Source organism: Kitasatospora sp. NPDC015120, assembly GCF_043080305.1.
In the GTDB taxonomy this organism is placed as follows: domain Bacteria; phylum Actinomycetota; class Actinomycetes; order Streptomycetales; family Streptomycetaceae; genus Kitasatospora.
On sequence record NZ_JBIBVJ010000014.1, the window covers coordinates 14,198 to 38,022 of the forward strand.

Below are 23,825 nucleotides of genomic sequence, written 5' to 3' on the forward strand. Positions count from 1 at the left end.
TTCAGGCCCTGCTGCGGCGGCGCCCGAACCGGGTGGGTGCGGGCGGGACGTCGTCGGCGGGGTTCCCGGTGGTGCGGGCTTCGGCGGCGCGGGCCTGTTCGACCTCGGCGCGCTGGGCGAGCCGGGTCTCGCAGTGGTCGAGCCAGCGGATCTCGGCCTCGGTCTGGAAGATCAGCTGTTCGAGGACGAGCAGCCAGGCGAGGTCGGAGCCGGCCTGTTCGCCGGCGCCGCCGGGGCGGGTCTCCCCGGCGAGGGCGCGGCCCTTGAGCCGGGTGTAGTCCTGGAGCGCCTTGATGCTGTGCCGCCGCTGGCCCTGGACGACGGCGGGCACGTCGACGCCGGGGACGGTGACGGCCATCGCGAGTTTGATGGCGAGTTCGTCGCGCGGCGGGTTGGTGCGCGGCACCGGGGTGTCGAACCAGGCGCGCAGTTCGGCGCGGCCGGCGTCGGTGGCGGCGTAGAACTGGTGGCCCTCCTCGTCCTCCCCGGCGGGGACGACCAGGCCGTCGCGTTCCAGGCGGGCGAGGGTGGTGTAGACCTGGCCGACGTTGAGCGGCCAGGTGGCGCCGGTGCGCGCCTCGAATTCGGTTCTCAGCTGGTAGCCGTAGCGCGGTCCCTGGTCGAGCAGGGCGAGCAGGCCGTGGCGGATGGACATACCGAGTATGTATACCGGGTATGCTCGACGGGTCAAGCCGGGGGGTCCGCCCGGGCAGCCGCCGGGAGCCGGCCGGGCAGCGGGCCGGGGACGGGCCGCCGGGCCGGGCCCGGACGTCCGGGCGAGGGTCCGGCCGTCACCGGCGGCGGGTAACGTCGGGGGGCGTGAGCCAGTTGCGCATCGCCACCTTCAATCTGTTGCACGGTCAGCCGCTCGCGCCCGACGGCGCCCCGCGGCCCTACCCGGCCGACCCCGGCGGGCCGCTCGCGCAGGCGGTGGCCGCGCTGGACGCCGACGTGCTGGCGCTCCAGGAGGTGGACCGCGGACAGGCCCGCTCCGGCGGCACCGACCAGGCCGCCGTCGCCGCCGCCGCGATGGGCGCCGGGGACTGGCGGTTCGCCGCCGCCCTGCACGGCCGCCCCGCACCGGTGGCCGGCTGGCTGCCGGAGGCCTCGGCACCCGCCGGGATCCGGGTGTACGGGCCGGCCGAGGTCGGCGACGGCGCGCCGCCCGCCTACGGCACGGCGCTGCTGACCCGGCTGCCGGTGCGGCACTGGCGGGCCCGCCGGTTCGCGCCGGCCCCGTTCGGCCTGCCGCTGCGGGTGGCCGGGCGGCGCGGGCTGACGCCGGTCCCGGACGAGCCGCGGGCCGCGCTGGCCGCCGTCCTGGAGGGTGCGCACGGCCCGTTCACGGTGGTGGCCGCGCACCTGTCGTTCGTCCCGGGCTGGAACATGGCGCAGCTGGCGGCGATCCGCCGGTGGATCGCCGACCTGCCGCAGCCGTACCTGGTGCTGGGGGACTTCAATCTGGTGGGCGCGGTGCCGCGCACGGTGCTGGGCGGGGCGAGCGCGCTGGAGCGGTCGGCGCCGCGGGTGCGGGTGCGGGAGCTGCGGGCGGCCCGCCGGGCCCGGCCGGTGCTCCCGGAGCCGCGCCGGCGGCGGGTGCGCGAGCCGCGGGCGCGGCTCCAGGGCTGGTCGGACCTGGCCCGGACGCCGACCTATCCGTCGCACCGGCCGGCCGTGCAGTTCGACCACGTGCTGGCGGTGGGGGTGCCGCGCTCGGCGGTGGGGGCGGCGTCCGCTCCGCGTGCGGGGGTGTCGGACCACCGGCCGCTGGTGGTCCGGGTGTCCCTCTGACCGCGGCCCGCACTCCACGGGCCCTCACTGCCGCGACAGGTGCCCGTTCTGCTGGGGGACGAGGGGGACGGGCGAGGCGGGCGGCCGGGCCGGGTCGGCGGGCAGCTGCGCGGCGGTGACGGCGGACTCCGGGCGGTCAGCGGCGGGCGGGGGCTCGTACTGGAGGAGCAGCATGGCGGCGTCGTCGCCGAGCTGGCGCCCGACGTGGCGCACCACGTCCTCGTGCAGGAGGCGCAGCACGTCGACGGGTCCGCCCCGGGCGCAGCGCGGGAGGCGTTCGGCGAGCGGGTAGAAGGTGCCGGCCCGGTCCCGGGCCTCGATGACGCCGTCGGTGAACAGCAGGACGCGGTCGCCGGGGTGCAGCGGGACGCGGTGGACCGGGGGGCGGACGTCGGCGGGGTCGAGGACGCCGAGCGGGGGCACCGTCTCGGCGAGTTCCAGCGGACGGGCGGCCTCGGTGCCGCGCAGCAGCAGCGGGGCGGGGTGGCCGCAGTTGACGATCTCGGCGGTGCCGTCGGGGCCGACGCCGATGAGCACGAGGGTGACGAACTCCTCCTCGACACCGGGGTGGTCGTTCTCGTGCAGGGCGCGGTCGAGGCTGTCGGCGAGCCAGCCGGCGACCCGGTCGAGGGCCGCCTCCTGGTGGGCGGCCTCGCGGAAGGCGCCGAGCACGGCGGCGGCGGTCTCGACCGCGCCGAGGCCCTTGCCGCGCACGTCGCCGACGACGGCGCGCACGCCGTGCCGGGTGTTGACGACCTCGTAGAGGTCGCCGCCGATGCGGGCGTGGGCGGCGGCGGCCGCGTAGTGGACGGCGGCGCGCACGGTGCCGACGCGGTCGGGGACGGGGCGCAGCAGGACACGCCGGGCGATGGAGGCGACGAGCTGGGCGTCGGCGAGCAGGCGTTCCTGGCGCAGCCTCAGGGTGGCGCTGACCCAGCCGATCGCGGCGACGAGGACGATGGCGAAGACGGTGGCGCTGTGCACGGACTCGCCGAGCACGTCGTTGTGGAACGCCATCAGGAAGGCGACGGCCTCGGTGCAGGCGCCGATGGCGAGGGGGTACCAGGTGCGGCGGCTGACCACGGCGGCCAGCGCCGGAACGGCGGTGAGCGCCGGTTCGACGGTCACTGCGGCGTCGGTGAAGTAGTCGAGGACGACGACCAGCGCCATGCCGATGAACGGCAGCGACAGTGCCGTCCTCGGCCAGGTGCCGGTCGCCCCGGGCGCGGCCCCCGGGGCCGGCCCGGCGAACCGTTCTCTGATCCATCCGGTCGCGCTCAACTTCGGTTCTCCAGCAGAAGACGCCGATGCCCAGGGGCACCTGCGGTGATGACTGAGGGTTAGGGAATACGGGCCTCGCTGGCGGCCGGAGCACGGGGGTTGACCGGTTACCGACCCCACAATAGGCGCGAAACGTGCACTACGCACAGGTTTCGCCCGATGCCGTGATGACTTGAATGCTCTCCGTGACTCATTCTTCACTGTTCCCGATCAGGAGCCGTTCCAACTCTTTTCGGCCGGGAAGTCCTGCGGGTTGTTCGATCCGGCCGCTGCGGACGTACAGGAACGAGGCCGTGACCTGCTCCAGGGGGACGCCCGCCTGTTCGGCCCAGGCCAGCCGGTAGACGGCGAGCTGGAGCGGGTCGGCGGTCTCCTCCCGGTGCGTCTTCCAGTCCACCACTTCGTAGCGTGACGCGCCGCCGATTTCTGACCCGCCGTCACCGTCACGGTAGACCGCGTCGATCCGGCCGCGCACCACCCGGCCCGCCAGCACCAGGTGGAACGGCGCCTCGACCCGCAGCGGCTCCCGGTGCGCGTACGGGGTGCGCAGGAAGGCCTCCTTGAGGCGTTCGAGGTCCTGTTCGTCCTCGATGCCGTCGTCGTCGGCGCCGGGCAGCGCGCCGGGGCCGATCAGCATCAGCGGTTCGATCCGGGACTGCACCCAGGCGTGGAAGCGGGTGCCGCGCCGGGCGGCGGGCTGCGGCGGGCGGGGCATCGGGCGGGCGAGGTCGTGCGCGAAGCCGTCCGGGTCGGCGGCCAGGCGCAGCAGCTGGGTGGCGGAGAGCGACGCCGGCAGCGGCACCTCGCGCACCCGGCTGCGCGAGCGCTCCAGCTCCCCGAGCAGCGCGTTCAGGTCACGGTCCCAGGACTCCACCAGCCGGCGGTCCTCGGGGGCCATCGGCTCGGGCTCCGGGGCGGGCGCGCCGGCCAGGCGGCGGTGCACCACCTCGGCGACCCGGCGGCGGGCGTGCTGGGCGGCCGGGTCGAGCGGCAGTGGCCAGGGGCGTTCGACGGGTGCGGCGAGCGCCGGGTTCTCCTCGCCGTCGGCGGGCGGGTCGGCCCAGACGACGACCTCGCCGTTGCCGGGCCGCTCGGCGTGCTGGCGCAGCTGCTCCAGGAAGTCCGACGGGCCGCGCGGGGACTTCTGGCTGGGCCCCCACCAGTGGCCGGAGGCGAGCAGCAGGGCGCGCGGGCGGGTGAAGGCGACGTAGCCCAGACGCAGTTCCTCGACGGCGGAGTGCTCGGCGAGGGCGGCCCGGAACTCCTTCATCGCCTTGGCGTTCCAGCCGCCGCGCACCTCGGGCAGGGTGGCGGCGTCGCCGCGCAGGGCGTGCGGCAGGACGCGCTTGGTGCTGGTCCAGCGCTCGCGCGGGGAGGACGACGGGAAGGCGCCCCTGACCAGGCCGGGGACGGCGACGACGTCCCACTCCAGGCCCTTGGACTTGTGCGCGGTGAGGACCTTGACGGTGTCCTCGCCGCCGGGCAGGCCGGCGTCCAGGCCCCGGTCGTGCTCCTGGGCGGCGCGCAGGAAGCCGAGGAAGGCGGCGAGGCCGGGGTCGCCGTCGAGGTCGGCGAAGGAGGCGGCGACGTCGAGGAAGGCGTGCAGGGTCTCCCGGCGGCGGGCGGCCAGCGCCTGCGGGGAGGCGGCGAGCTCGACCTCCAGGCCGGTGACGGCGAGGACCCGGTGCAGCACGTCCATCAGCGGATCGGCGAGCGAGCGGCGCAGCTCGCGCAGTTCGCGGGCGAGCCGGGCGAAGCGGACCCGGGCCTCGGCGGAGAACGGCAGCCCGTCGGCGTCCGCGTCCTGCGCGTCCAGGAAGGTCTCCAGGGCGTCGGCGAGCGAGACGACCTCGGTGGGGTCGGTCTCCGCGACGGCGGCGGCGAGCGCCTCGACGCCCTCGGGCCGCTCGGTGCGCACGAGTTCGGCGGCGCGCCGGCCGAGCAGGGCGAGGTCGCGCGGGCCGATCCGCCAGCGCGGGCCGATCAGCAGCCGGACCAGGGCGGCGTTGGCGGTCGGGTCCTGGAGCACCTCGCAGACCGCGACCAGGTCGGCGACCTCGGGCAGGTGGAGCAGTCCGCCGAGGCCGACCACCTCCACCGGCACGTCCCGGGCGACCAGCGCGGCGTGCACGTCGGGGAAGGCCGCGCCGCCCCGGCACAGCACGGCGATCCGGCCGGGGGCGGTGCCGGTGCGCACCAGGTGGTCGATCTCGTCGGCCAGCCAGGCGATCTCCTCGGCGTGGGTGGGCAGCAGGGCGGCCCGCACCCGGCCGTCGGTCTCGGCGCCGGGGGCGGGGCGCAGCGCCTCGACGCCCTCGTGCATGGCGCGCAGCGGCGCCGCGAGCTCGTTGGCGAAGGCGAGCAGCCGCCCGCCGCTGCGGCGGTTCTCGCTGAGCGCGTAGCGGTCGGCGGGGGCGCCGTCGGCGGCGGGGAAGTGCCGGGGGAAGTCGTCGAGGTTGGCGACCGAGGCGCCGCGCCAGCCGTAGATGGCCTGGCAGGGGTCGCCGACGGCGGTGACGGGGTGGCCGGGGGCGGTGCCGTCCGGTCCGGCGCCGAACAGCCCGGCGAGCATCAGCCGCTGGGCGACGGAGGTGTCCTGGTACTCGTCGAGCAGCACGACCCGGTACTGCTCGCGCAGCAGGGCGCCGACCTCGGGGCGCTGCTGGGCGAGCCGGGCGGCGGCGGCGATCTGGTCGCCGAAGTCCATCAGCCCGGCGGTGGCCTTGCGGCGCCGGTAGTCCTCGACCAGCCGCAGCAGTTCCAGGCGGGCGCGGGCGGTGGCGGGCACGGTCCGCAGGTCCTCGTTGCTCAGCCGCACGCCCGCCAGGGTGTCGAGCAGCTCCTCGTCGAAGGCGCGCAGCGCGGCGGGCTCGACGAGGTGCTCGGCGAGTTCGCCGTCCAGGGCGGTGAGGTCGGCGACCAGGTTGGCGAAGGTGCCGGTGAGGGCGGGGAACGGGCCGCGCGCGGTGCGCAGCACCTTGGCGGCGAGCTGGAAGCGGGTGGCGTCGGCGAGCAGCCGGGTGTCGGGTTCGACGCCGATGCGCAGGCCGTGCTCCTTGAGGAGGCGGCCGGCGAAGGCGTGGTAGGTGGAGATGTCGGGTTCGCCGAGCGCCCCGCCGTCCTCGGGGTCGGTGACGCCGGCGAGACGCAGGGCGGAGCGGACGCGTTCGGCGAGTTCGCCGGCGGCCTTGTTGGTGAAGGTGAGGCCGAGGACCTCCTCGGGGCGCACCGCGCCGGAGCCGACCAGCCAGACGACCCGGGCGGCCATCACGGTGGTCTTGCCGGAGCCGGCGCCGGCGACGATGACGGCCGGCCGCAGCGGGGCGCCGATGGCCGCCATCTGCTCCCGGTTGAAGGGGATGCCCAGCAGCTCCTTGAGCTGGTCGGGATGGCTGAGCACGGCGGTCACCACGCAACGGTAGCCGGGGCCGCCGACAGCCGGGGGGCCGCTGTGGCGACGGCCACGTGCCGCGTGCACCACATCCGCCGTCCACCGGCCGTTCGCCGGGCGCGCGGCCCGGCGGGCCGGGCGCCGTCACTCCACGAGCTGGGCGCCGTCGCGCTGGGCGGAGCAGCTGCGGCGGAAGGCGCAGCGGTCGCAGCCGCCGCCGGTCTGCGGGACGAACCGCTCGGCGAGGATCCGCCCGGCGGCGTCGGCGAGCAGGTTCTCGATCCACGGCTCGCCCTCGGGCGGCTCCTGCCGCTGCACCTTGGGCGCGTCGGCCGCGCCCTTGTCGGGCTTGCGCAGCTGGACGAGTTCGGCGCCGCCGGACTCGGGGGCGGCGGCGTCGAAGCCGGGCAGCCCGTTGAGGGCGCCGGAGCGCACGGCGAGCTGGTAGACGGCGAGCTGCTTGTGCTCGGGCAGGGACTTGTCGGCGGGCGTCTGCTTGCCGGTCTTGAAGTCGACGACGTAGGCGCGCCCGGCCTCGTCCTTCTCGACCCGGTCCATCGAGCCGCGGATGCGCACCTGGACGCCGCCGGCGTCGAGGGTGACGTCGAAGCCGTGTTCGGTGGCGACGACGTCGCGCCCGCGGGCCATCACGTGCCAGGTGAGGAAGCGCTCCAGGGCGGCGCGGGCCTCGGTCTTCTCCTGCTGGGACTTCCACGGCGCGTCGAAGGCCAGCGCGTCCCAGACGGTGTCCAGGCGTTCCATGAGGACGGCGAGGTCGGCGGGGGTGCGGCCGGAGCCGACCTCGTCGGCGAGGGCGTGCACGACGTTGCCGAAGCCCTGGGCCGCGGAGGAGGTGCCGCGGGCCTTGACCTCCTTGTCGAGGAACCACTGGAGCGAGCAGTTCTCCAGCTGTTCCAGGCCGCTGCCGGACAGCCGCACCGGCAGGTCGGCGGAGCGCAGCGGGTCGGGGGCCGCGGTGGGGTCCTCCAGGCCCCACCAGCTCTCGGGGCGGGCGGCGGGCACCAGCGGGCGGCCCTCGTCGTCGGCGGCGAGGGCGAGGGTGGCGAGCCGTTCGGCGGCGGCGCGGCGCAGTTCGGGCGAGCGGGCCGGGTCGACGGTGACCGCGCGCAGCTCGGCGACCAGTGCGGGCACGGCGAGCGGGCGGCGCGGGCGGTGGGTGACGTCCTCGACGGTGACCTGCGGGGTGCGCCTGAGGACGCGGCCGGTCCGGGGGTCGACGTCCTCGCGGTAGAGCTCGCGCAGGAAGCGGGACGGCTGGTCGCCGTCGTCGGCGGGGGCCTTGACGGCGGTGACGACGAGCCGGTCCTTGGCGCGGGTGGCGGCGACGTAGAAGAGGCGGCGTTCCTCGGCGAGCAGCGCGGCGGGGGTGAGCGGTTCGGCGAGGCCGTCGCGGCCGATCCGGTCGGCCTCCAGCAGGGAACCGCGGCGGCGCAGGTCGGGCCAGAGGCCGTCCTGCACGCCGGCGACGACGACCAGGCGCCATTCCAGGCCCTTGGCGCGGTGGGCGGTCATCAGCCGCACGGCCTCGGGGCGCACGGTGCGCACGGTGAGGGTGTCGGCGGCGATGTCCTGGGCCTCCAGCTCGGCGAGCAGGTCGAGGGCGCCGCGGTGACCGGTGACCTGTTCCTCGGCCCGGGCGGCGGTCTCGAACAGGGCGCAGACCGCGTCGAGGTCGCGGTCGGCGTTGCGGCCGGCGGCGCCGCCGCGCAGGGCGGCCCGCTCCAGGCGCTCGCGCCAGCGGCGGGAGCCGTCCCACAGCTGCCAGAGGGCGTCCTCGGCGGTGCAGCCGCCGGCCAGGGCCTCGCGGACCTTGCGCAGCAGGGTGCCGAGGTCGTGGGCACGCCGGGCGTGAGGGGCGTCCAGGACGGCGAGGCGCTCGGGTTCGGCGAGGGCCTCGCGCAGGAGGTCGCCGGCCGGGCGGGGCACGGCGGGGGGTGCGCCGTCGGCGGCCCCGGCGCGCAGGGCGGCGCGCTCCTCCTCGCGCAGGGTGCGGCCGAGGCGGCGCAGGTCGGCGCCGTCGAGGCCGCCGAGCGGGCCGGTGAGCAGGGCGTGGGCGAGGTCGGTGGTCAGCGGGTCGGGCGCGGCAGCGTCCGCGCCGTCCGCGCCGTCCGCACCGACCGTGCCGTCCTGCCGGTCGCGGACCGCCTGCTCGGCGCAGACCCGCAGGGCGAGCAGCAGCTGGGCGACGGCCGGCTCCTCGCGCAGCGGCAGGTCGTCGCCGTCGATCTCCAGCGGGACGCCGGCCGCGCCGAGCGCCCGCCGCACCCCGGGGATGGACCGGGCGCCGGCCCGGACCAGGACGGCCATCTCGCCCCACGGCACGCCGTCCTCCAGGTGGGCGCGGCGCAGCAGGTCGGCGATCGAGTCCAGCTCGGCGCCGGGCGTCGGGTAGGTGTAGACCTCGACCCGGCCGCCCTCGCGGGCGGGCAGCGGGGCGCGGTGCTCGGCGAGCTTGTCGGCGGGCAGCCGGCCCATCGGCATCCGGCGGGTGAGTTCGCGGGCGGCGGCCAGCAGCACGGCGCCGGAGCGGCGGGAGACCCGCAGCACCTTGACGTCGGCGGGGCGGCCGTCGGCGTGCCGGAAGGTCTGCGGGAACTCCAGGATGCCGTTGATGTCGGCGCCGCGGAACGCGTAGATGGACTGGTCGGGGTCGCCGACGGCGATCAGTTCGCGCCCGCCGCCGGCCAGCCGGCGCAGCAGCCGCACCTGGGCGGGGTCGGTGTCCTGGTACTCGTCGACGAAGACGGCGTCGTAGCGTCCGCGCAGGTCGCGCTCGACCTCGGGACGGTCGGCGAGCAGGACGGCGCGGTGCACCAGCTCGGCGTAGTCGAGGACGCCGCGCAGGTCCAGGACGTCGAGGTAGTCGGCGAGGAAGTGGGCGGCGGCGGCCCAGTCGGGCCGCTGGACGCCCTCGGCGAAGCGGGCCAGCTCGGCCTCGCCGAGGCCGAGCTCACGGCTGCGGGCGAGCACGGCGCGCACCTCGTCGGCGAAGCCGCGGGTGGTGAGGCAGGCGCGCAGGTCGAGCGGCCAGGCGATCCGGGAGCGGCCGCGCCGGGCGTCCTCGGCGCCGCCGGCGAGCAGCTCGCGGACCATGACGTCCTGCTCGGGGCCGGAGAGCAGGCGCAGCGGCTCGGCGTAGTCGGCCGGGTCCTGGTGGGCGCGGAGCAGGGCGTAGCAGAAGGAGTGGAAGGTGGTGGCCTGCGGGGCGGCGGCCCGGGCGCCGCCGGTGGTGGCGGACAGGCGCCCGGCCATCCGGTCGCGCAGTTCCATGGCGGCCTTGCGGCTGAAGGTGAGGACGAGGATCCGCTCGGGATCGGCGCCGTTCTCGATCCGCCGGGCGACGGCCTCGACGAGGGTGGTGGTCTTGCCGGTGCCCGGTCCGGCGAGCACCAGCAGCGGGCCGCCCGCGTGCTCGACCACGGCGCGCTGGTGGGCGTCGAGTGCGGGCGGGGCGGGCGGCACGAGGGGGCTGCGCACCAGACGGTAGGGGGAGCTCACGGACGTCCTGGGGGTCGTGCTCGGGCAACTGCGGGCGGGCCCGCCGGGGGCCCGCCGTGTTCGAGCCTACGATCCTGCCCCGTCATTCCCGTCCGCGCACGGGGTTCCGCGAGATCCCCGGCCCGCCCGGCCGGGGGCGGGCCGGCCGTCCCAGCGGGCGCGCCGCAGGTCGACCCGGGGCGGGTCGGCGAGGTCGCGCAGCGGGGTGCCCTCCTCGCCGTAGTGGGCGAGGGCGCGGTGCTCGTGGCCGGGCAGCATCCGGCCGTCGGCGCGGATCACCCGCCACCAGGGCACGGCGCCGCCGTACAGGGCCATCACCCGGCCGACCTGCCGGGGGCCGCCCTGGCCGAGGTACTCCGCGACGTCGCCGTACGTCATCACCCGGCCGGGTGGAATCCGCTCGGCCAGGTCGAGCACGAGGTCGGCGAAGGGCGGCAGCTCGCCGGGGCCGGCGTCGTCAGGGGCGTCCGTCACCTGCGGCATTCTTCCGCATCCGGCCGGCCGGCGGCCCCGGGGCGGCGGATCCGCCGCGCCCGATCCGGCCCCTGTCCAGCACGGGGCGGCGAGACATGCCACCATCTTCGGGGCGGTGAGTGGTGATACGAGGACAAGACCAGATGACCGGGACGGCTGACGTGGGCGTGGACGAGGGCTCCGACGAGTCCTCCGACGGCATGCCCGCAGGTGGCGGCGACGCCACCGCCGAAGCACCACCGGAAGTCTCCCTGATCAAGGACCCGACGATCAAGAGCCCTCAGCCGGCCGGCCCAGCGACCGGGGCCCCCGCCGTCGTACCCGCCCAGCCGTCCGTTCCCGGGCCCGCTCCCGAGGCCGCCCCCGAACCCGCCGAGCCCGCCGAGCCCGCGGCCCCCGGCGCCCCCGGGCCGCGCGCCGGGAGCGACCCGCTGGACGACACCCCGCACCTGGACGTCGACGAGCCGCTGCTCGCCGCCCGCGCGCACCGGCCCTCCGACCTCATCCGCTTCCTGGCCGGCGTCTTCGGCATCGTCGCGGTCTTCGTGCTCGCCGGGGTGGCGACCTCGACCACCACCGGCATCGAGATCGACATCGCCGAGAACGCGCCCCGCTTCTCCCCGGTGCTCTCCACCATCACCGGCCTGGTCTCCAACGTCGCGGTGCTGGCCGTCCCGCTCGCCTTCGCCGTCGAGCGGCTGATCAAACGCGACGGCCTGCGGGTCGCCGACGGCGTGCTCGCCTCGGTGCTGGCCTACGGCGTCTCGCTGGGCATCGACTGGTGGGTCGCCGAGGGCGCCTCCGACCACATCCGCGACGCCCTGACCCGCTTCCCGCTGGACTCCGTCGGCACCCTCACCGACCCGGTGCACGGCTACCTCGCCCCGGTGATCGCCTACATGACGGCGGTCGGCATGTCGAGCAGACCCCGGTGGCGGGTCGCCCTGTGGGTGGTGGTCGTCTTCAGCGGCATCACCGAGCTGCTCGGCGGCTACACCACCCCGCTGTCCCTGCTGCTCACCGTACTGATCGGCTGGTCCGTCGCCTACGGCACCCTCTACGCGATCGGCTCGCCGAACATCCGCCCCACCGGCCAGCATCTGATGATCGGCCTGCGCAAGGTCGGCTTCACCCCGGCCAGCGCCCACCGCGCCCCCGACGCCCCGGGCGGCACCCGCCGCTACCTGGTCGCCCAGCAGAGCGGACCGCCGCTGGACGTCCACATCGTCGACCGCGAGCAGCAGGCCTCCGGCTTCTTCTACCGGGCCTGGCGCCGGTTGCGGCTGCGCTCGGTGGCCGTGCGGCGCAGCCCGCAGTCGCTGCGCCAGGCGCTGGAGCAGGAGGCGCTGATCGCCTACGCGGCCGCCGCCTCCGGGGCCCGCGCCCCGCAGCTGGTCGCCACCTCCGAGCTGGGCCCGGACGCCGCGATCCTGGTCTACGAGAACGTCGAGGGCCGCACCCTGGACGACCTCGCCGACGAGGAGGTCACCGACCAGGTGATGGCCTCGCTGTGGGAGTCGGTCGCCGCCCTGCACGAGCGCCGGATCGCCCACCGCCGGCTCACCGGCGAGTCGCTGCTGGTCGTCGACGAGAAGACGGCCTGCCTGGTCAACCTCTCCGGCGGCGACATCGCCGCCACCGACCTCACCCTGCGCATCGACGTCGCCCAGCTGCTCACCACCTTCGCGCTGCGGGTCGGCCCCGAGCGGACGGTCGCCACCGCCAACGCGGTGCTCGGCGCCGAGCGGGTCGCCCAGTCGCTGCCGCTGCTGCAGCCGGTCGGCATGAGCCGCTCGACCCGTGTCGACCTGAAGAAGGTCACCAAGGAGCGCAAGGCCGCCGCCCAGGCCAGGGCCCTGGAGCAGGTCGCCGCCGGGGAACGCACCCAGCAGCAGGCCGAGGAGGACATCGCCGCCGCCGGCGAGGACCTGCTCAGCCGGATCCGCGCGCAGATCCTGCAGATCGCGCCCGAGGCGCCGATGGAGCCGGCCAAGCTGGAGCGGCTCAAGCCGAAGAGCCTGATCATGGTGGTCGCGCTCACCTTCGCCGCCTACCTGACGCTGACCACCGTCAAGCCCGCGCAGCTCAAGCTCTCCCAGATGAACTGGGCCTGGGCGGCGCTGGCGCTGGCCGCGGCCGCGTTCTCCTACGTCGCCGCGTCGATGAGCCTGACCGGCTTCGTCCCGGAGAAGCTGCCCTTCCGCCGCACCGTGGCCGCCCAGCTCGCCGGGTCGTTCGTGAAGCTGGTCGCCCCGGCCGCGATCGGCGGCATCGCGCTGAACACCCGCTACCTGCAGAAGGCGGGCATCCGCTCCGGCCAGGCGGTCGCCTCGGTCGGCGCCTCCCAGCTGGCCGGCCTGGCCGGGCACCTGCTGCTGCTGTTCAGCTTCGGCCTCATCACCGGCAGCCAGACCAACGGCGACCTCTCCGCCTCCCGGGCGGTGATCATCGGCGTGCTGAGCGCCGCCGTGCTGGCCCTGGTGGTCGCGGCGGTCGCCCCGCTGCGGCGCTTCGTGCTGAACCGGCTGCGCTCGCTGTTCTTCGGCGTGGTGCCCCGGATGCTCGACCTGATGCAGACGCCCAGCAAGCTGATCACCGGCTTCGGCGGCATCCTGCTGCTGACGCTCTCCTTCACCGCCTGCCTGGACGCCTCGGTGCAGGCCTTCGGCGGCTCGATCTCCTTCTCGGCGGTCGCCGTGGTCTTCCTGACCGCCAACGCGGCCGGCTCCGCCATCCCCACCCCCGGCGGCATCGGCCCGGTCGAGGTCGCGCTGATCGGCGCGCTCACCGTCGCCGACGTGCCGCCGGCCGTCGCCACCCCGGCGGTCTTCCTCTACCGGGCGCTCACCTTCTGGCTGCCGGTGCTCCCCGGCTGGATCTCCTACAACGTGCTCCAGCGCAAGGGCGCGCTCTAGGAGACGTCCGCGGACACGCGCAAGGGCCCGCCGGAGCGGGCCCTTGCGCGGGGTCGGACGCGGTGGGTCAGTACACCGGCTTGTGCGGCTCGATCTGGTTGACCCAGCCGAGCACGCCGCCGCCCAGGTGGACGGCGTTGGCGAAGCCGGCCGACTTCACCACGGCCAGCACCTCGGCCGAGCGGACGCCCGACTTGCAGTGCAGCACGATCTTCCGGTCCTGCGGCAGCTGCTCCAGCGCGTTGCCCATCAGGAACTCGTTCTTCGGGATCAGCACCGCGCCGGGGATGTTGACGATCTCGTACTCGCCGGGCTCGCGGACGTCGATGAGGAAGATGTCCTCCTCCTCGTCCTGCCACTGCTTGAGCTGCTTGGAGGTGATCGTCGAACCGGCGGCCGCGGCCTGCGCCTCCTCCGACACGACGCCGCAGAAGGCCTCGTAGTCGATCAGCTCGGTGACGGTCGGGTTCTCGCCGCAGACCGCGCAGTTCGGGTCCTTGCGGACCTTCACCTGGCGGTAGTTCATCTCCAGGGCGTCGTAGATCATCAGCCGGCCGACCAGCGGGTCGCCGACCCCGGCCAGCAGCTTGATCGCCTCGGTGACCTGGATCGAGCCGATCGAGGCGCACAGCACGCCCAGCACGCCGCCCTCGGCGCAGGACGGGACCATGCCCGGCGGCGGCGCCTCCGGGTAGAGGCAGCGGTAGCAGGGGCCGTGCTCGGCCCAGAAGACGCTCGCCTGGCCGTCGAAGCGGTAGATCGAACCCCACACGTACGGCTTGCCGAGCAGCACCGCGGCGTCGTTCACCAGGTAACGGGTGGCGAAGTTGTCGGTGCCGTCCACGATCAGGTCGTAGCCGGAGAAGATCTCCAGGACGTTGGAGTTGTCGAGCCGCTCCTCGTGCAGGATGACGTCGACGTAGGGGTTGATCTCCTTGACGGAGTCCCGCGCCGACTCGCCCTTCGAGCGGCCGATGTCCGACTGGCCGTGGATGATCTGGCGCTGCAGGTTCGACTCGTCGACCACGTCGAACTCGACGATCCCGAGCGTGCCCACACCGGCCGCCGCGAGGTACATCAGCGCCGGCGAGCCCAGGCCGCCGGCGCCGACACAGAGCACCTTGGCGTTCTTCAGCCGCTTCTGCCCGGCCATGCCCACGTCGGGGATGATCAGGTGGCGGGAGTACCTGCGGACCTCGTCAACGGTGAGCTCGTCGGCCGGCTCGACCAGGGGTGGCAGCGACACGGGGACTCCGATGGTCGTCGGTTCAGGTGGCCAGGGCCAACCTCTAGGGGCTTGTTGCTCCGCCACCGCAGTGGCTCTGCTACGCCAACAGTGTCACGCCGCCCCGCTATTCCGAGACAGCTCGTCCGATGGGCGAGACGCCCCGAGCCGGATGGTGGGACCACGGAACAGGCCCCGGACCGGCCCCCTCCGGGGCGTCCGGGGCCTGTCGCAGGCCTGCGCGGGAGCTGCCGCCGGGGCTCAGACCCGGCAGGCCGTCTCCAGCCAGACGTCCCCCAGCGACTCCTCCAGCGGCACCTGTGTCCGCCAGCCGAGACGGTCCCGGGCGGTGCGCACGTCCGCCTGCCGCCACGGCACCGGCTCTCCCGGGGCCGCCCGGCCCTCCCCCGGCCGGGGCTCCGCCGGACGGTGCCCCGGCACGTGGTGCGCGGGCACGTGCCCCGGCACGTGCTCGACCGGTCCGCCGGCCTGCGCGGGCAGCACGACCTGCCGGTTCTCCTCCACGACGGCCCCCTCGAAGCCGGACGCCCGGACCAGCAGCTGGGCCGCCTCACGGGCCCGGACGGCGTGCCCGCTGCCGATGTTGATCACCCCCGTCGCGGCCGACACCGCCGCCGCCTGGATCGCCCGCGCGACGTCCCGGACGTCCACGAAATCCCGGTATCCGGACAGGTCCGGCATCCGCACCTGGGACTCCTCGCGCTCCAGCGCCCGCCGCAGGCCCTCCGCCAGCCGCCCGAACAGCGAGGCGGTCGGCGCCCCCGGCCCCACCACGTCGAACACCCGCAGCACCGCCGCGTCCAGTCCCGAGGCCAGCACCAGCTCCGTGCCGGCCAGCTTGGACACCCCGTACGGGCCCACCGGGCGGGGCTCGGCGCTCTCCGCCACCGGGACCCCGCCCGGCACCGGCCCGTACTCGGCCGCCGAGCCCACGTGCACCAGCCGGGCCGGCTCCCGGCTGCGCCGGATGCCCTCGCAGACCGTCGCCACGGCGAGCGTGTTGGCCCGGATCAGGGTGCGCGAGCTGCCGTAGGTGGCGCCCGCGCAGTTGATCACCACCTGCGGCGCGACCGCGTCCAGGAAGCGGGCCAGCGCCCCCGGGCTGCCGGTGGTGAGGTCGAAACGGATGTCGGCGGAGTCACGCCGGCCGAGCACCGTCACCTGCAACTCCGGATCCACGAGCAGGCGGTCGGTGACCCGACGGCCGATGAAGCCGTCGGCGCCCAGCAGCAGCACCCTCATCGGGGCGTCCTTCCACGAAGCCGGGCCGGGGAGCGGCCTGGCGGTCCGAGTGAACTACGGGAACAGCGGGAACAGCGGGAACCACGGGAACAGCAGGAACGGCGGGAGGGCGGACAGGATCCCGGCCGAGGGGCCCGGACGGCCGGACCGGCCCCGGGGGCGGCGCGAGGGCGGTCGGCACCGCGAGCGCCGCGAAGCCGGGCGCGGCCGGTACCGCCAGGTGCGGCGCCGGCACCGGCGCCGCCGTCACCCGCCGCTCCCCCGGCCCGCCGGGGCGGGTCCCCCGGTGCGGCCGTACCGCCCGCGGTCGTGCCCGGTCCGGCCGTCCCCCGGCCGCTCGCCCCGGTCGCCGGTACCACCGGCGGCGTGCGGACGCACACCCTCGGTGAGCAGTGCTACGCGCACGGGGGACCTCCAGAGCAGAGCGGTTCGACGGACGGCCGGGCGGACCTGGCGGGCCGAGCGGGCGGTGCGCGCTCGGCGGCGGCGGCCCGCGGCGGGGCGGGGGGAGGCGGTCCGCCCGAGGCACCGCGGCCGGGCCGGCGGCCGCCACCGGGCGCCGGCGTCCCTCGCGCGGCCGCCCTCCGGCTTCGCCGGCGGGCGCGGTTCCCCCCACACCTGTTCGGTCCGACAGCAGAAAGGTAGGTCCGGCCCGGGGCAATCCATCGGTCACATGCCTGGCTGCCACCTGAACGAGTGAACCGGAGTGACCTCGTCCCGATGACGGCGTTAAGGGGCGCCGCTCACGGGGTGTCCCGCCGACCCCCCGCGCCGGGCGGCGCCGGCGTCAGGCCCGCCCGAGCAGTTCGAGCACCGCACGGGCCACGGCGTCGGGGTGCTCCATCATGGCGACGTGCCCGGATTCCGGGAGCACCAGCAGCCGGCAGTCCGCGAAGGCGGCGAAGGCCCGGCGGGCGGAACGGTAGGCGACGAGCTTGTCGCGCAGCCCGTAGACCAGCAGGACGGGGGCCTTCACCCGGGCGGCCTGCCGCCAGAGCGCCTGCTCGCCGCGCTCGGTGTAGGCGGAGACGATGCCGCGCGCCGAGCCCGCCAGCGCCGGCATCGCGTGGGGCAGCTCCGCGCGCCGCCGGTACTCGGCGAGCGCCCCGGCGCGGGCGGCCGCGGAGAGACGGCCGGGGTCGCCCCAGACGAGCCGCAGCAGGTCGTCGGTGACCTCCTCGGGGCTGCGCCGGCCGGAGGGCAGCCGGCGCAGCAGCGCGGGCAGGCCGGGGACGCCGAGCAGTCCGGCGGACCAGGCGGTGCGCTGCGGGGGCAGTTCGGGCAGGGCGGGCGAGACCAGGGTGAGGCTGCGGACGAGGTCGGGGCGCAGCGCGGCGAGCCGGACGGCGACGGCTCCGCCCAGCGAGTTGCCGAAGAGGTGGACGGGGCCGCGGCCGGTGGCCTCCAGGTAGCCGATGACGGCGCGCACGTGCCCGGAGAGGCCGAGGTTGCCGTCGGCGGGCGGGGCGGAGTCGCCGAAGCCGGGCAGGTCCAGGGCCTCGCCGTCGAGGTGTCCGGCGAGCCGGGCCATCAGCTCAGTCCAGTTGGCGGCCGAGCCGCCGAGCCCGTGCACGAAGAGCGCCGGTTCCCGTCCGCCGCCCGGGCCGGGGTCCCCGGCGGACCGGTGCACGGCGAGGGCGGTGCCGGCCACCTCGACGGTGCGCAGCGGTGCCAGGGCGGCCGGTTCCGGGAGTATCTGCTGCTCAGCGCTGTCCATGGGGGACGATGGTAGTGAGCCGGTGCCGCCGCGGCCCAGGTCGCCACGGTGCCGCGGGGGCGCCCACTGCCCGGTGCGCAGCACTGCCGACGGCCGTGGTGGGCGCCGTATTGTGGGCACCTGACAAGGGGGGCCGCCGCTTTTCTCGTGCCTGGCAAGCGCGAACGCGGTTACCCGAAAGTAGAATCGGTCATCTTGCCGACCCCGTACGACCCGTGAAGTGAGGAGCGCCGTGACGGCCATCCAGGAGGCGCAGGAGCGCCCGCGCGGTGCCCGCCTGCCGCGAAGCGCCCGCCGTGAACAACTGCTCGGTGCCGCCCAGGAGGTGTTCGTCGCGCAGGGTTACCACGCGGCCGCCATGGACGACATCGCCGACCGTGCCGGGGTGAGCAAGCCGGTCCTCTACCAGCACTTCCCCGGGAAGCTGGAGCTCTACCTGGCGCTGCTGGACAAGCACTGCGACGCGCTGGTCGACTCCACCCGCGAGGCCCTGGAGACGACGACCGACAACAAGCTGCGGGTGGCCGCGACGATGGAGGCGTACTTCAACTACGTCTCCAGCGAGTCGGGTGCCTTCCGGCTGGTCTTCGAGTCGGACCTGACCAACGAGCCGGCCGTGCGGGAGCGGGTCGAGCGGGCCGCCGAGGCCAGTGCGACGCTGGTCAGCAAGGTGATCCAGGAGGACACCGACCTGCCGGAGGCGGAGTCCAAGCTGCTGGCCGCGGGCGTCTGCGGCCTGGCCCAGATCACCGCCCGGTACTGGCTGTCGCAGGGCCTGGAGATCCCCCGCGACGAGGCGGTCCGGCTGGTCGCCAGCCTGGCGTGGCGCGGGCTCAAGGGCTTCCCGATGCACCCGAACACCGACTCCCCGGAGGCCCCGGCCGCCGGCCGGTGACCCGTGGATCTTCGCCGGGGTGCCGATCCGGTGCTCTAAGGTGAAGCCGTACGGCGCGGTCGCCGGGCCCGCCTGTCCCAGGCGGTGCGGTGACCGCGCGTGGATGGCTGCAACCCCGGAGGGACGGAAGCCGTGGAGGTCAAGATCGGCGTGCAGAACGCGCCCCGCGAGATCGTGATCGAGAGCTCGCAGACTGCCGATGAGGTCCAGAACGCGGTCGAGAAGGCGCTGGAGGGCACCGAGAAGCTCTTCTCCCTGAGCGACGAGCACGGCCGTCGCATCATCGTCCCGGCCGACCGCCTGGCGTACGTGGAGATCGGCGAGCCGGCCGCGCGCAAGGTCGGCTTCGGCACGCTCTGAGCCACGGGCCTCGTCCGGTGCCCCGCTCCCTCGGCCGAGGGGGCGGGGCACCGTCGTTCCCGGGTGCGGGCGGGGCGGGGTGTACGGCGGCGGCGGCGGGGGTACGGCGACAGTGCGGCCGGCCGCGCCGGGCGCCCGTACCCCGGGGAGGCATCCTTGCTGGTCGAGACGTTCGCCTTCGCGCTCGTCGGCGTGGTGGTCGCCGCCGCCGCGCTGCTGTCCTGGCCCGCCCACTTCCGGGACGCGCGGGCGCTGGTGCCGGGCACGGCCCTGGTCTCGGCGCTGCTCGCCGGGGTGATCGCGCACTTCGCCCTGGACGGCCGGTACCCGGCGGCGAGCATCGCCGTCTCGGCGGTCGCCTCGGCCCTGCTCACCTCGGTGCTGGCCCGGCCCGACCTCGCCGCCGGGCGGGCGCCGGCGCACCGCCACCGCCCGTCCCGGACGGGCGCGCACCGGACGGGCACGCCCCGGCGCCACCGGCACGCCTGAGCGGCCGGTCCGCGGCGGACCCGGTCCGGGACGGCGGCCCGGGACGGGACCCGGGTCAGGAGGCCAGGCCGAGCGCCGCCATCCGCCGGGTGTGCGCCTCGGTGATCCGGTTGAACATCTTGCCGACCTCGACCAGGTCGAAGCCCTGCACCCGGACGCCGCCGACCAGCAGGTTGGACAGCGCGTCGCGCTCGGCGACCACCCGCTGCGCCTGGCTGAGCGCCTCGCCCATCAGCCTCCGGCCCCACAGGGCGAGCCGGCCGCCGGCCCGCGGGTCGGCCTCGATGGCCCGGCGGACCTTGTCGACGGCGAACTGCGCGTGCCCGGTGTCGGACATGACGCCGAGGACCAGGTCACGGGTGTCGTCGTCGAGCCGGACGGCCACCTCGCGGTAGAAGTCGGTCGCGATGGCGTCGCCGACGTACGCCTTGACCAGGCCCTCCAGCCAGTCCGAGGGCGCGGTCATCCGGTGGAAGAGCTCCAGCGGCTCGACGAACGGCCGCATCGCCTCCTGCGGGTCGGCGCCGATCTCGGCGAGCCGGTCGTGCAGCCGCTGGTAGTGCTGGAACTCGGCGCTGGCCATCCGGGCCAGCGCCGCCTTGTCGGCCAGGTCGGGAGCGAGCTTGGCGTCCTCGGCGAGCCGCTCGAAGGCGCTCAGCTCGCCGTACGCGAGGGCGCCGAGCAGGTCCAGTACGGCGGCCCGGTAGCCCGGATCGGCCGAGCAGGCGGCCCAGTCGCCGATCGAGCCGGCCGCCACGTCGTCCTGCGTCTCACCACGGTTCTCCATGACCCGCCACCTTAGTGCCGGTCCGTCCCGGGACACCTCTTCCACCCCTCCGACCTGCGATGTCGTCCGCGTCACGTGTTCGAGTCGTCGGGTGACTGTATGGTGGTACGGAGGCCCGTCGTGCTCGCACGGTGTCACCGCCGTCTCGGTGTGCCGGGCAAGCCCGCTCCGCAGCGACTCCGTCCCCGAAGGACGCGCCGCGCGGAAGCCGGGTACTCAACGTACGCGGATGCCCGGTCGGAGAGCCGATCGGCTCCGACCAGGGCTTGGACTTCAAGCCTTGGCACCGCATCAGTGGCCGAGCGAGGGCCGCCGAGACCGCGCCAGCCGGCGCAGGTCCCGCGCAGGTCCCTCACGGGAATCCTCCCCGACGCCGCCGACGACGCGCCCCCTTGACCGGGCCGCGCGCACCGGCCGGCCGCAGGGACCGGCGCGGTTGTGCGTCCGCGCAGCTGTATTCGGGGCCGTCCAGGCCCGTACGCAGCCGCGCGGCTGCCCGCCCGCCGCTCGCTCTCGGCCCCTCCACACGGAAGAGGCAGCACCCTGTCCACCACCGCTGAACCCACGAAGACGACCTTCCGGGACCTGGGAATCCTCCCGGAGACCGCCGAGGCCCTGGAGTCCGTCGGCATCGTCCATCCCTTCCCGATCCAGGAGATGACCCTGCCGGTCGCGCTGACCGGCCACGACGTCATCGGCCAGGCCAAGACCGGCACCGGCAAGACCCTCGGCTTCGGCCTCCCGCTGATCGAGCGGGTCGTCGTGCGGGCCGACGTCGACGCCGGGCGCGCGCAGGAGGAGGACCTCTCCGACTGCCCGCAGGCGCTCATCGTCGTGCCGACCCGCGAGCTGTGCACCCAGGTCACCAACGACCTGCAGACCGCCGGCAAGGTCCGCGACGTGCGGGTGCTCGCCGTCTACGGCGGCCGGGCCTACGAGCCGCAGGTCGAGGCGCTGAAGAAGGGCGTCGACATCGTCGTCGGCACCCCCGGCCGTCTGCTCGACCTGGCCGGCCAGAAGAAGCTGAACCTCTCCGAGGTCCGCTCGCTGGTCCTGGACGAGGCCGACGAGATGCTCGACCTCGGCTTCCTGCCGGACGTCGAGAAGATCATCACCATGCTGCCGGCCAAGCGGCAGACCCTGCTGTTCTCGGCGACCATGCCGGGCCAGGTCATCAGCCTCGCCCGCCGGTACATGAGCCAGCCGACGCACATTCGCGCCGCCGCGCCGGACGACACCGGCACCACCGTCGCCAACATCGAGCAGCACATCTTCCGCGCCCACTCGCTGGACAAGGTGGAGATGGTCTCGCGCATCCTGCAGGCCGAGGGCCGCGGGCTGGCGATGATCTTCTGCCGCACCAAGCGGACCGCCGCCGACGTCGCCGACCAGCTGACCCAGCGCGGCTTCGCGGCCGGCGCGGTGCACGGCGACCTCGGCCAGGGCGCCCGTGAGCAGGCGCTGCGGGCGTTCCGCAACGGCAAGGTCGACGTGCTGGTCTGCACCGACGTCGCGGCCCGCGGCATCGACGTCGAGGGCGTCACGCACGTGATCAACTACCAGTGCCCCGAGGACGAGAAGACCTACCTGCACCGGATCGGCCGCACCGGCCGGGCCGGCGCCTCGGGCACCGCCGTCACCCTGGTCGACTGGGACGACATCCCGCGCTGGCAGCTGATCAACAAGGCGCTGGACCTGCCGTTCAACGAGCCGGAGGAGACCTACTCCACCTCGCCGCACCTGTACGAGCTGCTGAAGATCGCGCCGGGGACCAAGGGGATCCTGCCGCGCTCGGAGCGGACCCGGGCCGGGCTCGGCGCGGAGGAGGTCGAGGACCTCGGCGAGACCGGCGGGCGCGGTTCGCGCTCCGCCGGGCGCGGACGCGGCGGGCGCAGCGGCTCCGGCCGGCCCGCGGCCGCCGAGCCGGCCGCGGCCGAGGAGAAGCCGGCCCGCAAGCCCCGTGAGCGCCGGCGCACCCGCCGGGGTGCCTCGGTCGACGGGGTCGTGGACGCCGTCGAGGGGGCGCCCGTCGCGCCCGCCGCGCCGCAGGCTCCGGCCGCCACCGCCGTCGAGGGCACCGAGGGCGAGTCGGCGCCGCGCCGCCGCCGCCGCCGCTCGCGCGGTCCGGCCTCGGGCGAGGGCGCGGCCGCCGAGGCCGTCGCCACCGCCGTCGCGGAGGCCGCCGTCGTCGAGCCGGCCGCCGCCGAGGCCCCGGCCGAGGAGAAGCCCAAGCGCACCCGCACCCGTTCGCGGGCGAAGGCCGAGGCCCCGGCCGAGGCCGTGACCGCCGCCCCGGCCGAGACCGCCGCCGAGGCCCCGGCCGAGGAGAAGCCGAAGCGCACCCGCACCCGCACCCGCCGCCCGGCGGCCGCCCCCGAGGCGGCCCCGGAGAGCTGATCCGCAGTCCCGCGCAGGGGCGGCCCGGACTCCCGGGCCGCCCCTGCGGCGTTCCCGCGCGACGCCCTAAGCTCGGGGCCACCCGCCCGTTCGCGCCGGTCGCCGGAGGTCCGTCCATGAGCATGCCGCCGTTCCTCGCCCTCCCGCCCTGTGCGCGTGCGCTGCGGGTGGTGACGGCGCGCGGGGAGTTCGCGGCGCTGCGGGCGGAGCCCGCCGGGACGGTGCGCGGCTCGGCGCTGCTGGTGCCCGGCTTCACCGGCAGCAAGGAGGACTTCATCGCGCTGCTGGAGCCGCTGGCCGCGGCCGGCTACCGGGTGACCGCCGTCGACCAGCGCGGGCAGTACGAGACCGGCGGACCGCAGGACCCGGCCGCCTACACGGTGGCCGCGCTGGGCGCGGACGTGCGGGCGCTCGGCGCCGCGCTGCGGGCCGGGGACGCCGCCGGGCCGCCGCACCTGCTGGGCCACTCCTTCGGCGGTCACGTGGTCCGCGAAGCGGTGCTGGCCGAAGCCGCGGACGGCGCGGCGCCGCCGTGGGCGTCGCTGACCCTGATGTCCACCGGCCCCGGGGCGATCGACCCGGCCGAGGCGGAGCGGACCCGGCTGCTGATCGGCGCCCTGCCCACCATGGGCCTGGAGGAGATCTGGCAGGTGATGCAGGAGATGGAGGAGGGCGGCGGGGACCGCGCCCGCCGCCCCTCCCCCGAGGTGGCCGGGTTCCTGCACCGCCGCTGGCTGGCGAACGTGCCGCAGGCGCTGATCACCACCGGCGGCCACCTGGTCGCCGCGCCGGACCGGGCGGACGAGCTGGCCGCCGTCGTCGCGGGCGGCCTGCCCGCCCTGGTGGTCTCCGGGGTGCGGGACTACGCGTGGCCGGTGCCCGAGCAGACCGCGATGGCGCGGCGGCTGGGCGCCCGCCGGGTCGTGGTGGCCGACGCCGGGCACTCCCCCAACGCCGAGCGGCCGGCCGCCACCGCCGAGGCCCTGCTGGACTTCTGGGGCTGATCCACCGGTCCTTCCGGGCCGATACCGGGGCCCCGCCTCGACGTCCCCCGCCGGCCCCTGGTACAAGAGGGGCGACAAAATTCGTTAGTTGCGGTAATATTTGATTCGGTCCTGGAAACATCGTCGACAGTGCCGTCGGCGTTCCGTCGACGCGATCCATCCGAAACCAGGACTTCACGGACGGGCAACGACCCGGTAGCAGCGCCACCGCAGCGTGGTTCACGAGGGGCCACGCGCCACTGGCGAGCAGGGGGGAGCCCTCTTTGCCGCGACAACGGACGGTCGACGACTCGACCCGACCCACCCCGACGAGGCTG

Annotated in this window: 16 protein-coding genes; 7 read left to right on the forward strand and 9 right to left on the reverse strand. The window is 75.6% G+C overall.

Annotation, left to right across the window (positions count from 1 at the left end):
- Position 1 precedes the first annotated feature (1 nt).
- Positions 2-655 carry a PadR family transcriptional regulator gene (locus ACF1AK_RS26395; protein ID WP_391501309.1) on the reverse strand — a complete coding sequence of 218 codons (654 nt, stop codon included), beginning with the start codon at positions 653-655 and terminating at the stop codon, positions 2-4.
- Between the two features lie 164 nt (positions 656-819).
- Here ACF1AK_RS26395 and ACF1AK_RS26400 point away from each other — a divergent pair, with 164 nt between their 5' ends.
- Positions 820-1,791, forward strand: a complete 972-nt coding sequence (locus ACF1AK_RS26400) for an endonuclease/exonuclease/phosphatase family protein (protein WP_391501310.1) — start codon at positions 820-822, stop codon at positions 1,789-1,791.
- A gap of 24 nt (positions 1,792-1,815) precedes the next feature.
- Here the strand turns inward: ACF1AK_RS26400 and ACF1AK_RS26405 are convergent, their stop codons facing one another.
- From ACF1AK_RS26405 to ACF1AK_RS26420, 4 genes are all read right to left on the reverse strand, one after another.
- On the reverse strand, positions 1,816-3,072 hold the full coding sequence (locus ACF1AK_RS26405; RefSeq protein WP_391501311.1) for a PP2C family protein-serine/threonine phosphatase: 1,257 nt from the start codon (positions 3,070-3,072) through the stop codon (positions 1,816-1,818).
- 190 nt (positions 3,073-3,262) lie between these two features.
- Positions 3,263-6,481: a UvrD-helicase domain-containing protein gene (locus ACF1AK_RS26410; protein WP_391501312.1), complete on the reverse strand. Its 3,219-nt coding sequence runs from the start codon at positions 6,479-6,481 to the stop codon at positions 3,263-3,265.
- 126 nt (positions 6,482-6,607) lie between these two features.
- The gene (locus ACF1AK_RS26415) at positions 6,608-9,982 is read right to left on the reverse strand and encodes an ATP-dependent helicase (protein ID WP_391501313.1); all 3,375 of its coding nucleotides are present in this window, start codon (positions 9,980-9,982) and stop codon (positions 6,608-6,610) included.
- 66 nt (positions 9,983-10,048) lie between these two features.
- Positions 10,049-10,456 (reverse strand): MGMT family protein, encoded by a 408-nt coding sequence (locus tag ACF1AK_RS26420; protein WP_391501314.1) that lies wholly within the window; start codon positions 10,454-10,456, stop codon positions 10,049-10,051.
- 143 nt (positions 10,457-10,599) lie between these two features.
- Here ACF1AK_RS26420 and ACF1AK_RS26425 point away from each other — a divergent pair, with 143 nt between their 5' ends.
- Positions 10,600-13,371 carry a flippase-like domain-containing protein gene (locus tag ACF1AK_RS26425; protein WP_391501315.1) on the forward strand — a complete coding sequence of 924 codons (2,772 nt, stop codon included), beginning with the start codon at positions 10,600-10,602 and terminating at the stop codon, positions 13,369-13,371.
- A gap of 67 nt (positions 13,372-13,438) precedes the next feature.
- Here ACF1AK_RS26425 and moeZ read toward each other — a convergent pair whose 3' ends face one another.
- The 3 genes from moeZ to ACF1AK_RS26440 all read right to left on the reverse strand — a co-directional run bounded on the left by moeZ (position 13,439) and on the right by ACF1AK_RS26440 (position 17,576).
- The gene (gene moeZ / locus ACF1AK_RS26430; protein WP_380288634.1) at positions 13,439-14,617 is read right to left on the reverse strand and encodes an adenylyltransferase/sulfurtransferase MoeZ; all 1,179 of its coding nucleotides are present in this window, start codon (positions 14,615-14,617) and stop codon (positions 13,439-13,441) included.
- Positions 14,618-14,857: 240 nt separating this feature from the next.
- Positions 14,858-15,859, reverse strand: a complete 1,002-nt coding sequence (locus ACF1AK_RS26435) for an NAD-dependent epimerase/dehydratase family protein (protein WP_391501316.1) — start codon at positions 15,857-15,859, stop codon at positions 14,858-14,860.
- Positions 15,860-16,646: 787 nt separating this feature from the next.
- Positions 16,647-17,576, reverse strand: coding sequence for an alpha/beta fold hydrolase (locus ACF1AK_RS26440; RefSeq protein WP_391501317.1), 930 nt, complete (start codon positions 17,574-17,576; stop codon positions 16,647-16,649).
- A 232-nt stretch (positions 17,577-17,808) separates the two neighbouring features.
- Here ACF1AK_RS26440 and ACF1AK_RS26445 point away from each other — a divergent pair, with 232 nt between their 5' ends.
- The 3 genes from ACF1AK_RS26445 to ACF1AK_RS26455 all read left to right on the forward strand — a co-directional run bounded on the left by ACF1AK_RS26445 (position 17,809) and on the right by ACF1AK_RS26455 (position 19,320).
- Positions 17,809-18,471 carry a TetR/AcrR family transcriptional regulator gene (locus tag ACF1AK_RS26445; RefSeq protein ID WP_391501318.1) on the forward strand — a complete coding sequence of 221 codons (663 nt, stop codon included), beginning with the start codon at positions 17,809-17,811 and terminating at the stop codon, positions 18,469-18,471.
- A gap of 132 nt (positions 18,472-18,603) precedes the next feature.
- Positions 18,604-18,831: a DUF3107 domain-containing protein gene (locus ACF1AK_RS26450; protein WP_391501319.1), complete on the forward strand. Its 228-nt coding sequence runs from the start codon at positions 18,604-18,606 to the stop codon at positions 18,829-18,831.
- A gap of 156 nt (positions 18,832-18,987) precedes the next feature.
- Positions 18,988-19,320, forward strand: a complete 333-nt coding sequence (locus ACF1AK_RS26455) for a hypothetical protein (protein ID WP_391501320.1) — start codon at positions 18,988-18,990, stop codon at positions 19,318-19,320.
- 55 nt (positions 19,321-19,375) lie between these two features.
- On the opposite strand, the gene ACF1AK_RS26460 is transcribed toward ACF1AK_RS26455, so the two are convergent.
- Entirely contained in the window at positions 19,376-20,107 is a 732-nt protein-coding gene (locus tag ACF1AK_RS26460; RefSeq protein WP_380288649.1) for a ferritin-like fold-containing protein, read from the reverse strand.
- 657 nt (positions 20,108-20,764) lie between these two features.
- Here ACF1AK_RS26460 and ACF1AK_RS26465 point away from each other — a divergent pair.
- Both ACF1AK_RS26465 and ACF1AK_RS26470 read left to right on the forward strand, forming a co-directional pair.
- Complete coding sequence (locus ACF1AK_RS26465; protein ID WP_391501321.1) at positions 20,765-22,504, forward strand: DEAD/DEAH box helicase; 1,740 nt, start codon at positions 20,765-20,767, stop codon at positions 22,502-22,504.
- Positions 22,505-22,620: 116 nt separating this feature from the next.
- The gene (locus ACF1AK_RS26470; RefSeq protein WP_391501322.1) at positions 22,621-23,508 is read left to right on the forward strand and encodes an alpha/beta fold hydrolase; all 888 of its coding nucleotides are present in this window, start codon (positions 22,621-22,623) and stop codon (positions 23,506-23,508) included.
- The last annotated feature ends 317 nt before the right edge of the window (positions 23,509-23,825 follow it).

Excerpts from the sequence above, each read along its gene's own strand:
- ACF1AK_RS26395 (WP_391501309.1), bottom strand. The coding sequence starts at position 655 with ATGTCCATCCGCCACGGCCTGCTCGCCCTGCTCGACCAGGGACCGCGC.
- ACF1AK_RS26425 (WP_391501315.1), top strand. The coding sequence starts at position 10,600 with ATGACCGGGACGGCTGACGTGGGCGTGGACGAGGGCTCCGACGAGTCC.
- ACF1AK_RS26435 (WP_391501316.1), bottom strand. The coding sequence starts at position 15,859 with ATGAGGGTGCTGCTGCTGGGCGCCGACGGCTTCATCGGCCGTCGGGTC.
- ACF1AK_RS26440 (WP_391501317.1), bottom strand. The coding sequence starts at position 17,576 with ATGGACAGCGCTGAGCAGCAGATACTCCCGGAACCGGCCGCCCTGGCA.
- ACF1AK_RS26460 (WP_380288649.1), bottom strand. The coding sequence starts at position 20,107 with ATGGAGAACCGTGGTGAGACGCAGGACGACGTGGCGGCCGGCTCGATC.
- ACF1AK_RS26465 (WP_391501321.1), top strand. The coding sequence starts at position 20,765 with ATGACCCTGCCGGTCGCGCTGACCGGCCACGACGTCATCGGCCAGGCC.
- ACF1AK_RS26470 (WP_391501322.1), top strand. The coding sequence starts at position 22,621 with ATGAGCATGCCGCCGTTCCTCGCCCTCCCGCCCTGTGCGCGTGCGCTG.